Origin of the sequence: Pseudomonas fluorescens, from assembly GCF_902497775.2 — a bacterium.
GTDB lineage: Bacteria > Pseudomonadota > Gammaproteobacteria > Pseudomonadales > Pseudomonadaceae > Aquipseudomonas > Aquipseudomonas putida_F.
In genome coordinates this window covers 4601771-4615500 of sequence record NZ_OZ024668.1, presented here as the reverse complement: position 1 = coordinate 4615500, position 13730 = coordinate 4601771, and the positions used below count along the sequence as shown (strand labels likewise).

9 protein-coding genes are annotated in these 13730 nt (G+C 62.2%); 4 read left to right on the top strand and 5 right to left on the bottom strand.

Annotated elements, in window-relative coordinates; genetic code table 11:
• Positions 1-32: 32 nt before the first annotated feature.
• Positions 33-1553, bottom strand: coding sequence for a nucleobase:cation symporter-2 family protein (locus F8N82_RS21335; protein ID WP_038997238.1), 1521 nt, complete (start codon positions 1551-1553; stop codon positions 33-35).
• 263 nt (positions 1554-1816) lie between these two features.
• A complete protein-coding gene (locus tag F8N82_RS21330; RefSeq protein WP_038997236.1) occupies positions 1817-2182 on the bottom strand; it encodes a PilZ domain-containing protein in 366 nt (121 codons plus the stop codon).
• 183 nt (positions 2183-2365) lie between these two features.
• On the opposite strand from F8N82_RS21330, the gene F8N82_RS21325 reads away from it, so the two are divergent.
• The 3 genes from F8N82_RS21325 to yjiA all read left to right on the top strand — a co-directional run bounded on the left by F8N82_RS21325 (position 2366) and on the right by yjiA (position 5704).
• Positions 2366-4432: a carbon starvation CstA family protein gene (locus tag F8N82_RS21325; protein ID WP_038997235.1), complete on the top strand. Its 2067-nt coding sequence runs from the start codon at positions 2366-2368 to the stop codon at positions 4430-4432.
• A gap of 18 nt (positions 4433-4450) precedes the next feature.
• Positions 4451-4648, top strand: a complete 198-nt coding sequence (locus F8N82_RS21320; protein ID WP_010226397.1) for a YbdD/YjiX family protein — start codon at positions 4451-4453, stop codon at positions 4646-4648.
• A 90-nt stretch (positions 4649-4738) separates the two neighbouring features.
• A complete protein-coding gene (yjiA, locus tag F8N82_RS21315; RefSeq protein WP_038997234.1) occupies positions 4739-5704 on the top strand; it encodes a GTPase in 966 nt (321 codons plus the stop codon).
• 37 nt (positions 5705-5741) lie between these two features.
• On the opposite strand, the gene F8N82_RS21310 is transcribed toward yjiA, so the two are convergent.
• From F8N82_RS21310 to F8N82_RS21300, 3 genes are all read right to left on the bottom strand, one after another.
• A complete protein-coding gene (locus F8N82_RS21310) occupies positions 5742-6311 on the bottom strand; it encodes a hypothetical protein (protein WP_052251590.1) in 570 nt (189 codons plus the stop codon).
• Positions 6312-6473: 162 nt separating this feature from the next.
• Entirely contained in the window at positions 6474-7727 is a 1254-nt protein-coding gene (gene glyA, locus F8N82_RS21305) for a serine hydroxymethyltransferase (RefSeq protein ID WP_038997233.1), read from the bottom strand.
• 190 nt (positions 7728-7917) lie between these two features.
• Positions 7918-11748, bottom strand: coding sequence for a sensor domain-containing protein (locus F8N82_RS21300; RefSeq protein ID WP_038997232.1), 3831 nt, complete (start codon positions 11746-11748; stop codon positions 7918-7920).
• Between the two features lie 267 nt (positions 11749-12015).
• On the opposite strand from F8N82_RS21300, the gene ettA reads away from it, so the two are divergent.
• A complete protein-coding gene (gene ettA, locus F8N82_RS21295; protein WP_038997231.1) occupies positions 12016-13680 on the top strand; it encodes an energy-dependent translational throttle protein EttA in 1665 nt (554 codons plus the stop codon).
• The last annotated feature ends 50 nt before the right edge of the window (positions 13681-13730 follow it).

Below are 13730 nucleotides of genomic sequence, written 5' to 3'. Positions count from 1 at the left end.
GCACCAGCCCTGTTGAATCAAGCGCAACTCATTCAGTGTTCCGAAACCGCCTCTCGTCGCGCTGGCGGTTCTCCGTGCTCGCCCTCGCTCATCACCGGCACCTCCTTGCCTTCGGCGTTGAACAGCTTGCCGTCTTCGAAGTAGTCACCATCGCGCAGGGCGGAGATATCCGAGTAGTGGATGGTGCGTTCGTAGGCGGCAGCGAACACCGACTGCTGGTCGGAGTTGCCGGTGGTGAAGTGGTTGAACACCAGGTTGAGGACAATGGCCATGATCGCTGCCGAGCTGATGCCGGAGTGGAAGATGGTCTCGAACCAGTTGGGGAACTGCGCGTAGAAGTTCGGTGCAGCGATCGGGATCATGCCGAAGCCCAGGGAAGCGGCGACGATGATCAGGTTGACGTTGTTCTTGTAGCTGACCTTGGACAAGGTACGGATACCGCTGGCGGCAACGGTGCCGAACAGCACGATGCCGGCGCCACCGAGTACCGAGGTCGGCACTGCGGCAATGACCCGGCCCATGATCGGCAGCAGGCCGAGCACCACCAGGATTACCCCGCCGGTCGCCACCACGTAGCGGCTCTTGACCCCGGTCACGGCGACCAGGCCGACGTTCTGGGCGAAGGCGCTCTGGGTGAAGGAGCCGAAGATCGGCGCCAGGATGCTCGAGGCCATGTCGGCGCGCAGGCCGTTGCCCAGGCGTTTGGAGTCTACCTTGGTGTCGATGATTTCACCGACGGCGAGGATGTCCGCCGAGGTTTCCACCAGGGTCACCATGATCACGATGCACATCGACAGGATGGCGGCGATGTGGAAAGTCGGCATGCCGAAGTGGAACGGCGTCGGCATCGCGACCAGCGGGCCGTCGAGGACCTTGCTGAAGTCGGCCATGCCCAGCGACCAGGCGATCAGGGTGCCGATGACCATGGCCAGGAGGATCGACAGCCGCGAGATGGTCGCGCTGCCCAGTTTGCTCAGTACCAGGACGATGACGAAGGTCAGCCCGGCCAGGCCGATGTTGGCCATGCTGCCGAAATCCGGCGCCTTGCTGTTGCCACCCATGACCCAGCGAGCGGCCACTGGCATCAGGGTCAGGCCGATGGTAGTGATGACGATGCCAGTCACCAGCGGCGGGAAGAACTTGGTGATCCGCGAGAACACCGGGGTAATCAGAAAACCGATCAGCGAAGCCGCCATGACCGCGCCCAGCACCCCGGGCAAGCCACCACCGCCTTCACTGCTGAGGATCGCACCCATGGTCGCCACACCGGCGAACGACACACCCTGCACCAGCGGCAACTGGCAGCCGAACCATGGCAGGCCGAGGGTTTGCAGCAGGGTTGCCAGGCCACCGGCAAACAGCGAAGCGGCGATCAGCAGGCCGATATCGGCAGGGCCCAGGCCGGCCGCCTGGCCGAGGATCAGTGGCACGGCGACGATACCGCCGTACATGGTCAGAACATGCTGCAGGCCATAAGCCAGGTTGGCGCCAAGGCCCAGGTTCTCGTCTTCGGGACGCTGGGCTGAAGACGTGCTAGGGGAGGACGTATTCATGGGGCAAGTTCTCAGTTTTATTGTTGTGGCGCTACTGTAGACAAGTCCTACACGTGAATGCCAGAACAATTGTATACAATTTTTAGATTGGCATAGGAACAGTCCTACCCATGGTTTGGCTTCAGGGCTGGATGCAGGTTCTGTTCCAACAGCCACAGGCCAGCGCCACAGGGCCTCGTGCGGGCACCGTGGAACTGGCTGTAAAGCTGTCCAAGTGGACAGGAAAGGTGTTTGCGGAGAGGTAGGTAGGAAGCTAAGAGTTTCTAAACTTCGATCAGTTCGTGGAACTCGCGCTCCAGTTCGGTGCGATCGGCCAGATTAAGCTCGATCAGGCGGCACAGATGCTCCAGCGAATGCAGGTCGATGTGCAGGCAGATAAAGCCGAGCTGGCGTTCATCGATATGACGCAGTTGCACCTGCATCTCTACCTGCGCACCTTCACCCAGGTGGATTACCGCGTCGAACAGCTCTTCGAGATCAGCGTCCCAGGGTTCGGGGTATTCGATCAATATGCCCTTGAGGGAGATGTCCAGCAGGTTGACCTGCCAGCGGTGTTCGCCCTGTACCAGTTCGGTGGGCGCGTCGAAGGCAATGCGTTTGAAACGTCGACGTTCTTGGTGGTCGCTCATGTTCAGGCACTCCGGGGTTCTTCCTGACTATAGCTCAGCACTTGCCAAGGCCCGCGCAAGGGCGCATAACGAGATTTGCTCAACCCACGCTGGAGGGCTCTAGACCAACGTGGGGGCTGGCCTTTCCTGCCAGTATCGCTAGACTCGAAAGGCTGTCTTTTATCCACTAGCTGGAAGCAAACCATGAACAACAATAATAGCCTGCTACGCCACATTCCGTGGCTGGCGCTGGCAGTCATAGGAGCCTGTGCGCTGGGTGTGGTCGCCCTGCGTCGTGGCGAGGCCATCAACGCCTTGTGGATCGTCGTCGCTTCGGTGGCCATCTACCTGGTTGCCTATCGCTACTACAGCCTGTTCATCGCCACCAAGGTGATGCAGCTGGACCCACGTCGGGCCACCCCGGCGGTGCTTAACAACGACGGTCTGGACTACGTACCGACCAACAAACACATTCTTTTCGGTCACCACTTCGCCGCGATTGCCGGGGCCGGCCCCTTGGTCGGTCCGGTGCTGGCGGCGCAGATGGGCTACCTGCCGGGTACGCTCTGGCTGATTGCCGGGGTGGTACTGGCCGGTGCGGTGCAGGACTTCATGATCCTGTTCCTTTCCACCCGCCGCAACGGCCGTTCGCTGGGCGACATGGTCCGTGAAGAGATGGGCCGGATCCCGGGCACCATTGCCCTGTTCGGCTGTTTCCTGATCATGATCATCATCCTCGCGGTGCTGGCGCTGATCGTGGTCAAGGCCCTGGCCGAGAGCCCATGGGGCATGTTCACGGTGATGGCGACCATCCCGATTGCGATGTTCATGGGCATCTACATGCGCTACATCCGCCCGGGCCATATCGGCGAGATCTCGCTGATCGGCGTGGTGCTGCTGTTGCTGTCGATCTGGCTGGGGGGCCAGGTTGCCGCCGATCCGGTCTGGGGCCCGGCGTTTACCTTCACCGGCGTGCAGATCACCTGGATGCTGGTGGGCTACGGCTTCGTCGCTGCCGTGCTGCCGGTATGGCTGGTGCTGGCACCGCGTGACTACCTGTCGACCTTCCTCAAGATCGGCACCATCGTTGGCCTGGCCATCGGTATCCTGATCATCGCCCCGGAGCTTAAAATGCCGGCGCTGACCCAGTTCACCGACGGTACCGGCCCGGTGTGGAAGGGCACCCTGTTTCCGTTCCTGTTCATCACCATCGCCTGTGGCGCGGTATCGGGCTTCCATGCGCTGATCTCCTCGGGGACCACGCCCAAGCTGCTGGATAACGAAGTCAACGCCCGTTACATCGGTTACGGCGGCATGCTCATGGAGTCGTTCGTGGCGATCATGGCCATGGTTGCCGCTTCGGTGATCGAGCCAGGCGTGTACTTCGCCATGAACAGCCCGGCCGCAGTGGTCGGCTCTGATGTTGTCTCGGTTGCGCAGACCGTCAGTAGCTGGGGCTTTGCCATTACCCCGGATGCCCTCGAGGCGGTCGCCAAGGACATCGGCGAGCACACCATCCTGGCCCGTGCCGGCGGTGCGCCGACCCTGGCGGTGGGTATCGCGCAGATCCTTCACCAGGTGCTGCCGGGTGAAAACACCATGGCCTTCTGGTACCACTTCGCGATCCTGTTCGAGGCGCTGTTCATCCTCACCGCGGTGGACGCCGGTACCCGTGCCGGGCGCTTCATGCTCCAGGACCTGCTGGGTAGCTTCGTGCCGGCGCTCAAACGCACCGAATCGTGGGGCGCCAACCTGCTCGCTACTGCCGGTTGCGTGGCGCTCTGGGGCTACCTGCTGTACCAGGGCGTGATCGATCCGCTGGGCGGCATCAATACCTTGTGGCCGCTGTTCGGTATCTCCAACCAGATGCTCGCCGGTATCGCCCTGATGCTCGGCACCGTGGTCCTGATCAAGATGAAGCGCCAGCGCTACATGTGGGTCACCCTGGTGCCTGCGGTATGGCTGCTGATCTGCACCACCACTGCCGGCTTCATCAAGCTGTTCGACCCGAACCCGGCGGTCGGCTTCCTGGCCCTGGCCAACAAGTACAGCGCGGCGCTCGACGCCGGCCAGGTACTGGCCCCGGCCAAGGACATCGGCCAGATGCAGCACGTGATCTTCAACGCCTACACCAACGCGGCCCTGACCGGACTGTTCCTGTTCGTGGTCTTCAGCATTCTGTTCTTTGCCCTCAAGGTCGGTATCGCCGCCCTGAACAAAAAAGAGCGGACTGACAAAGAGTCCCCGTTCCAGGCCCTGCCGGATGCGTAACCCAAGAGGAATGCAGTGATGTTCAACGATCTCGGTCGACTGGGTAAGTACCTGGGGCAGGCAGCCCGCCTGATGGTCGGCATGCCCGACTACGACAACTACGTCGAGCATATGCAGACCAAGCACCCGGACAAGCCGGTGATGACCTACGAGGAGTTCTTCCGCGAACGCCAGGAGGCTCGTTACGGCGGCAAGGGTGGGCCCAAGTGCTGTTGAAGTGCAGCACGCAAGGCCTGTGACAAAGCTGTGGGAGCCCGGTTCGCGCCGGGCTCCCACAGTCATTTTCAGCGTTCAGGAGTATTCGGTTTGTTATCTCCCATTCCCGTCACCGTGCTCAGCGGCTTTCTCGGCGCCGGCAAGACCACCTTGCTGCGCCACCTGCTCAAGGCCGAGCACGGCCTGAAGATCGCCGTTATCGAAAACGAATTCAGCGATGCCGGTATCGATACCCAACTGCTCGGTGATGAACCGGTGCAGGTCATGACCCTGGCCAATGGCTGTGTGTGCTGCAGCATCCACACCGACCTGACCAAGGCGCTGTTCCTGCTGCTTGAGCGCCTGGACAGCGGCGAGATCGCCTTCGACCGCCTGGTGATCGAGTGCACGGGCCTCGCCGACCCGGCGCCGGTGGCGCAAACCTTCTTCATCGATGAAGAGCTGCGCGAGCGCTATATCCTCGACGGCATCATCACCCTGGTCGATGCCGCGCACGCCGACCTGCACCTGACCCAGACCATTGCCCAGGCACAGGTCGGTTTTGCCGACCGCCTGCTGGTGAGCAAGACCGACCTGGTCGACGCTGCCAGCTTGCAGGCACTGAGCGAGCGTCTGGGGCGGATCAACCGCCGCGCACCGATTCGGGTAGTGGACAACGGCAAGATCGATCTGGCCGAGCTGCTCGATGTGCGCGGCTTCAACCTCAATGCCGACCTGGGCGGCGGTTTGCGCCTGCGCCCGGCCGGGCAGACGGCGACGCCGGATCGCATCTCCAGCCTGGTGCTGCGCACGGATACGCCGCTGGATATCGATCGGCTCAGCGACTTCATGAACCAGTTGCTGGAAGAGCATGGCAAGCAGCTGTTGCGCTACAAGGGCGTGCTGAACATTGCCGGGGAGGATCGGCGCCTGGTGTTCCAGGGGGTGCTCAAGCTCTATGGCTTTGATTGGGATAGCGAGTGGGCAGAGGGGGAGGCGCGCGAGAGTGTGATGGTGTTTATTGCGGATGATTTGCCGGAGGCGAAGATTCGCGCCGGATTCGCTGCGCTGACTTGAGCTCCCCCTACCGCGTTTCGGCGATAGAGGGAATGTCTCAGATCTCGTTCGGCTCGCTAAGGTAAGGCGCATTCAACTCAAGGATATTGAGGGTGATTTCCAGTGGTGCTCCCCCTTTGGTTCCCAGATAGATCTGTTTGGAGTCGTGAATGGTGCGGCGGTGCGTCAAGCTGCCATTGTTCAACTTCAGGCGAATGGGAAGGCGCAGGTTGTTCAGGTGCTCGTGGCTGATTGGCCGGCCATTCGGGTTGAGCAGGCTGAAAGTGCTGGGTGGACAGCTCTCTACCGGAAAGGCACCGAGCAGACCCGTTTGATTCACACCAAGGCGTTTGCCATGCTGGGGACCGGGGGACCGGACGTACAGCTTGTAGCCTTCCGGCGTGTGGCGAAAGTACAGGGTCAGCGGCACCATGGCCTGGTTGTCAGGTGCCTGATGGCCAAGAAAATGCGAGTCATCGCGGTACTGGATTGCACCGCTGAAGGCGCCGCCGCCTGAGCGGACCAGCGCTACTTTCACTGGCGAGCCCACCAGCTCACCGAGAAAGTTGATTGGGTGGCTGGCGGTTTCCAGTTGGGCAATGAAGGATTGTTGACGATGGGTTGGCATGGATTCACCTGAGGTGTGAGTGTCAGAAGCACAGCGGCGCTGCACCTCTTCACGGTAAGGGCGAAGGTGAGTCCTCAAGTGTTAGATAATTAGGGCAGCACAGGGGCAGATACAAAAAAGCCCGGCTCAAGAGCCGGGCTTTTTCACATCATGCCGCTGTGCTTACTTGCCGTACACCGGCAGCTTGGCGCAGATGGCCTTGACCTTCTCGCGAACGGCGTCGATCACCGCTTCGTTGTTCAGGTCGGCGAGGATGTCGCAGATCCAGCCAGCCAGTTCTTTACATTCGGCCTCTTTGAAGCCACGAGTGGTCACAGCCGGGGTGCCGAAGCGCAGGCCGGAGGTGACGAACGGCGAACGTGGGTCGTTCGGTACCGAGTTCTTGTTGACGGTGATGAAGGCGCGACCCAGGGCGGCGTCGGCGTCTTTACCGGAGATTTCCTGCTTGATCAGCGACAGCAGGAACAGGTGGTTCTCGGTACCGCCGGAAACCACGTCGAAACCGCGCTCGATGAACACGCCGGCCATGGCCTGGGCGTTTTTCACCACTTGCTGCTGGTAGGCCTTGAACTCAGGCTGCAGCGCTTCCTTGAAGCAGATGGCCTTGGCGGCGATCACGTGCTCCAGCGGGCCGCCCTGGGCGCCCGGGAATACTGCGGAGTTCAGCTTCTTCTCGATCTCGGCGTTGGCGCGAGCGAGGATCAGGCCGCCACGTGGACCGCGCAGGGTCTTGTGGGTAGTGGTGGTGACCACGTCGGCGAACGGCACCGGGTTCGGATACACGCCTGCAGCGACCAGACCGGCTACGTGAGCCATGTCGACGAACAGGTAGGCACCGACCTTGTCGGCGATTTCGCGGAAACGCGGGAAGTCGAGGATCTGCGAGTAGGCCGAGAAACCGGCAACGATCATCTTCGGCTTGTGCTCGACCGCCAGGCGCTCGACTTCGTCGTAGTCGATCAGGCCGTTGGCGTCGATGCCGTACTGGATGGCGTTGTACAGTTTGCCCGAGGAGCTGACGTTGGCGCCGTGGGTCAGGTGACCGCCGTGGGCCAGGCTCATGCCCAGGATGGTGTCACCGGCCGACAGCAGGGCCAGGTAGACGGCGCTGTTGGCTTGGGAGCCGGCGTGCGGCTGGACGTTGGCGTAATCGGCGCCGAACAGTTCCTTGGCACGGTCGATGGCCAGTTGCTCGACCACGTCGACGTACTCGCAACCGCCGTAGTAGCGCTTGCCCGGGTAGCCTTCGGCGTACTTGTTGGTCAGCACCGAGCCCTGGGCTTCCATGACAGCGGGGCTAGTGTAGTTTTCCGAGGCGATCAGCTCGATATGTTCTTCCTGGCGCTGAGCTTCTTGCTCCATGGCGGCAAAGAGATCGGCGTCGTACTTGGCAATGGTCAAATCACGGCTGAACATGGCGGTCCTCAAGGATCGTGCTGAAATAGGCGGGCATTCTACCTCATCAGCTTTTGTCTGGCATATGAAAGGGCATCATGTCGCAGACAAGTGGGCTTCATTCTGAGATAGGTGGTGAATTCATCGCGGGTCAAGCCCGCTCCCACAGAAACCTCTTACCCTGTGGGAGCGGGCTTGACCCGCGATGGGGCTACTCGAACATGAACAGCGTTTCGTTGCTGAACTGCGCCTCGAACTGATGCGCCGGCATCGGCCGCCCGAACAGGTAACCCTGTACCTCGTCACAGCCGTGCTCACGCAAGAACTCCAGTTGCTCATGGGTTTCCACGCCCTCGGCGATCACCGCCAGGTTCAGGCTGTGGGCCATGGCGATGATCGCCCGGGCGATCTGCGCATCCTGTTCGCCCTCGGGCAGGCCGTCGACGAAGGTACGGTCGATCTTCAGCACGTCGATGGGGAACTGCTTGAGGTAGTTGAGCGACGAATAGCCGGTGCCGAAGTCGTCGACGGCGATGCTCAAGCCCAGGTTCTTCAGGCTGTCGAGGATCACCATGGCCTCGTTGACCTCGCGCATCAGGATACTTTCGGTCAGCTCCAGCTCCAGGCACGCCGGCGGCAGGCCGGTTTCCTTGAGGATGGTGGCGATGCGTTCGCCTAGCTGGCCGTCGGAGAACTGCCGCGCCGAGATGTTCACCGAAACCTTCGGCACCCGCACCTTGGCCTGGTGCCAGGCCTTGAGCTGACGGCTGGCCTCCTTGAGCACCCAGTCGCCAACATCGACCACCAGGCCGAGTTCCTCGATCACCGGGATGAAATCCCCTGGCGGCACCAGCCCGCGCTGTGGATGACGCCAGCGCAGCAGCGCCTCGGCACCGGTCAGGCGCTTGCCGTCGCCACTGAACTGCGGCTGGTAATAGAGGATGAATTCGTTCTGCTCCAGGGCATGGCGCAGGTCGCTTTCCAGCTCCAGACGCTCCAGGGCACTGGCGTTCATGTCGGCCTGGTAGAACTGGAAGTTGTTCTTGCCGCGTTCCTTGGCGTGGTACATGGCGGTGTCGGCGTTCTTCATCAGCTGGCTGAGTTCGCTGCCATCCTGCGGGCTCAGGGCGATGCCGATACTGGCGGTGACGAAGAACTCGCGGTTCTCCAGCACGAACGGCCGCACCAGGCTGCCGAGAATCTGTTCGGCCACGTGAATGGCACGGTTCAAGGCCATTTCGCGGGTGGCGCGCGGTTGCAGCAGCAGGGTGAACTCGTCGCCGCCCATACGCGCCACGGTATCGTCCTCATCGACGCAGTCGAGCAGGCGCTCGGCCATGTCCTTGAGCATGCGATCGCCCGCGGCATGGCCGAGGGAGTCGTTGATCGGCTTGAAGCGGTCGAGGTCGAGGAACATCAGCACCACCCAGGCCTTCTGCCGCTCGGCCTGCTGCAGGGCGGTGTGCAGGCGGTCCTGGAACAGGGTGCGGTTGGGCAGGTGGGTCAGGGCGTCGTAATAGGCCAGGCGATGGATGCGCTGTTCGCTGGCCTTGCGCTCGCTGATGTCGGTAAAGAAGCACACGTAGCTGGCCAGGTCGCCCTCGTCATCGAGCACTGCTGTGATGCCGACCCAGGCCGGGTAATGCTCGCCGCTGCGGCGCTTGAGCCACACTTCGCCTTCCCAGGTGCCGCGCTGGTGCAACTGCTTGAGCACGTAGCGCAGGTGGGCGTCCTGATGCTCATCGACGGTCAGCAGGCTCGGCAACTGGTCCAGTACGTCGGCCACCGCATAACCGCTGACGCGGCTGAAGGCCTCGTTGGCCTGGACAATGTAGCCGGCCGGGTCGGTGATGAGGATTGCCGAGGTCGAGTGCTCGAATACTGTCGCGGCCATGCGCAGGTCTTTCTCGGCGCGGCGTTGCTGGCTGATATCGCGGCCGACGCCAAGGATGCCTTCAAAACGCTCCTGGTCATCCCAGACCAGCACCAGGCGCAGTTCGATCGGGATCTTGCGGCCATCGGCGCGCAGGCAGTCGAACAAGAACAGCTGGGTCGGCAACTGGGTGCGCAGCAGCTCCAGCTGCTCGGGGTCGCCCAGGGCCTTGTTGACCCGCTCGACCAGGCTATAGATGCCGGTGAGCTGGGCCGGGTTGGCGATGGTCGAGTGCCAGCCGTTTTCGAAGATCCACTCCACTTCAAAGCCCAGCACCGCCTGGATCGACGGGCTGACGTAGTTCAGTTGCAGCTGACTGTCGGTGGAGAAGATCACGTCGCTGATGCTTTCGGCGAGCATGCGGTAGCGCTGCTCGCTGTCGCGCAGGGATTCGCTGGCTTCGATCTGTTCGGTAACGTCCTTGCCGACGCCGATGATCCGCGTTACGCAACCGGTGTTATCGCGGGTCAGGGCCTGCTCGCGGATGTCAAAACGCAGCCAGCGCTGATCGTGGTGACGCAAGCGCAGTTGGCAATGCAACTGCTCGACGTAGCCTGAATCGCGTTGCTGCTGGCGCAGTTGGTGGTACAGCTGGGCATCGTCCGGGTGCAGCAGCAACTCCCAGAAGTGCTCGCCCATCTGCGCAAGTTCGCTGCGACTGTAGCCCAGGGTCTGGCCGAGGTTGCGGTTGCTGAAGATCATCAACTGGCTGTGCACGTCCTGCACGTACAGCTGGTCGGGCACGGTGCGCACCACATCCGACCAGAAGCTTTCGCGTTCGAGCAGCGACAACTCGACCTGCTTGCGGCTGGTGATGTCGCTGATGCTGAGGATCACCGCCTGGTAGTCACGGCGCTGCTGCGGGAAGCGCACCATCAGCCACAGGTGCAGGTCCTCGCCAGCGGCCACCGGCAGGCGCACTTCCAGTTCCAGCTGTTGCTGGTTGTCGAGGATCGCCCCCAGCAACTGGATGCCGATGCCTTCGTTACCGGATGGCGAGCCTTCGACCAGGCGCTGCCAGGCACTGTCGCAGCAGTTGACGCCGAGCAACTGCAGGGCCACCTGGTTGACTTCAGTGACCTTCAGCTCCTGCAGCAGCTCCCGGCGCAACAGCGGGTCAAAGGCCAGGCGCTGCTCCAGGGCCGGGCGGCTGCGCAGGCGGTAGCGCTCGAGCTGGCCAGGCAGGCCGGAGAGGTCGAGCACGCACAGGGCCACACCAGTGCCTTCGAAGATGTCGTGGTAACGCCGGCGGCTTTCCTGCAGCAGGCGATGCCGGCGGCGCATGTTGATCAGCGCCAGCAGCGGGATCAGCGCGCAGAACAAGCCGAGCATGCATTTGCCGATCAGGGCCGGCAGCAGTTGCTGGCGGGCAAGGCCAGCATCGAACAGGCCGCGCAGTTGCCAGGTGCTGTTGTCGAGGAACGCCAGCATCACGCTTTGCAGCGGTTCGTCGCTGCCGGGAGTTGGCTGGTGGCGGTTGATGATGTCGCCGGTGCGGCTGTTTTCCAGCAGCCACAACGGGTGGTTGGGGCGGTCCAGATGATTGGTCAGGTCGCTGTAGTAACTCGCCGCCAGGCGCAGGAACCAATAGCCGCTGGGCGCTTCGCCGGGCTGGCGCAGCAACAGGTAGACCTGCTGGTTGTCGGCACTGTTGCTGTAATAGAAGTCGCGCCCTTGGTTAAGCCGCAGCAGCTCGTCGAGGGCCTGGTGATCGGGGGTACCCTTCAAACTGTCGGCCTGCAGGCTGCCATCGGCACCCAACCAGGCGAGGCTGAGCAGCTTCGGTTGCTGCTGGCGCAGTTGGGCGATGACCTTCGGCAGTTGCTCAGGGGCAGGCGACGAGCGGTATTGCTGGATCTGGTTGAGCGCTACCTGGGCCTTGAGCGCCATGTTCAGGCTCATATGGTCGGCAAGTTCAGCGCTGGCATCCAGGCTGTGCTGGTACTGGTCAACCTGGGTATGGCGGAACTGGGCGATCAGCTGCCACAGCAGCAGGCCGAGCAGCAACAGCACCAACACGGCCAGCGCGCCTTTCAACGAGCCGCGCAATGGCGAGCCTGGCGCAGTGGCCGGCTTGCGCAGGGATGACGGCTGAGTGAGATTGGTCAAACGTTGGTCCTGCGGTATGGCTGAATGGCAGGTTTAGAGCTGCTGGTTGGCAAGTGCCGCGTTCCTGGCGACGGCTCCGGTTGCGCACTATAAGCCGGACGCCCGAAGGGCGGCTAGCATGCCCGCAAACATGGCAAAGTGCCAGCCCTGTTCGTCGGCGGTTTGCCCAAGCCGGCGCATTACGGTAGCTTTGGCCCTTTCCTGGGTGCCACGGCGCCCTTCATCTGTTTCGCTGCTATTTTTTCGTCTCTGACGCTAGGTTTTTCCATGGCTCAATACGTCTATACCATGCATCGGCTGGGCAAAGTTGTCCCGCCGAAGCGGGAAATCTTGAAGAATATCTCCCTGTCGTTTTTCCCCGGCGCCAAGATCGGCGTGCTCGGCCTCAACGGCTCGGGCAAATCCACCCTGCTGAAAATCATGGCCGGCGTCGACACCGAGTTCGACGGCGAAGCGCGCCCGATGCCTGAGCTGAACATCGGCTACCTGCCGCAAGAGCCGCAACTGGACCCATCCAAGACCGTGCGTGAAGTGGTCGAGGAAGCGGTCAGCGTGATCAAAGACGCCCAGGCCCGCCTGGACGAGGTCTACGCCGCCTACGCCGAGCCGGATGCCGACTTCGACAAGCTGGCCGCCGAACAGGCCAAGCTCGAAGCCATCCTCCAGGCCAGCGACGGCCACAACCTCGAGCGCCAGCTGGAAGTGGCCGCCGACGCCCTGCGCCTGCCAGCCTGGGAAGCCAAGGTCGAGCACCTGTCCGGTGGTGAGAAGCGCCGCGTGGCCCTGTGCCGCCTGTTGCTGTCGGCCCCCGACATGCTCCTGCTCGACGAACCGACCAACCACCTGGATGCCGACTCCGTCGCCTGGCTGGAACACTTCCTCCACGACTTCCCGGGCACTGTGGTAGCGATTACCCACGACCGTTACTTCCTCGACAACGTCGCCGGCTGGATCCTCGAGCTCGACCGCGGCGCCGGTATTCCGTACGAAGGCAACTATTCGGGCTGGCTGGAAGCCAAGTCCGATCGTCTGGCCCAGGAATCCAAACAGCAGTCGGCCCACGAAAAGGCCATGAAGGAAGAACTGGAGTGGGTGCGCAAAGGCGCCAAGGCTCGTCAGTCCAAGTCCAAGGCCCGCCTGCAACGCTTCGAAGAAATGCAATCGCAGGAATTCCAGAAGCGCAGCGAGACCAACGAGATCTACATCCCGGCCGGTCCGCGCCTGGGTGACAAGGTCATCGAATTCAAGAACGTCAGCAAGGGCTACGGCGATCGCGTGCTGATCGACAACCTGTCGTTCTCCATGCCCAAAGGCGCCATCGTCGGCGTGATCGGCGGTAACGGGGCCGGTAAGTCGACCCTGTTCCGCATGCTGATGGGCAAGGAACAACCGGACTCGGGCAGCATCGAGATCGGTGAAACCGTGCAACTGGCCTGTGTCGACCAGAGCCGCGAAGACCTCGACGGCAACAAGACCGTGTTCCAGCAGATTTCCGACGGTTCCGACCAGTTGCGGATCGGCACTTACGAGATCCCGTCGCGCACCTATGTTGGCCGTTTCAACTTCAAGGGCGGCGACCAGCAGAAGTTCGTCAAGGACCTCTCCGGTGGTGAGCGCGGTCGTCTGCACCTGGCCCTGACCCTCAAAGAGGGCGCCAACGTCCTGCTGCTCGACGAACCGTCCAACGACCTGGACGTCGAAACCCTGCGTTCGCTGGAGGAAGCCCTGCTGGACTTCCCGGGCGCCGCTATCGTGATCTCTCACGATCGCTGGTTCCTTGACCGCGTGGCTACCCACATCCTGGCCTACGAAGACGATTCGCAGGCAGTGTTCTTCGAAGGCAACTACACCGAGTACGAAGCCGACCGCAAGAAACGCCTGGGTGAAGCGGCTGCCCAGCCGCACCGCGTACGGCACAAAAAACTGGCATAACCCTCAGGGTTTTGCACTGGAACGGGGCCTTTGGGTCCCGTTTTTTTTGC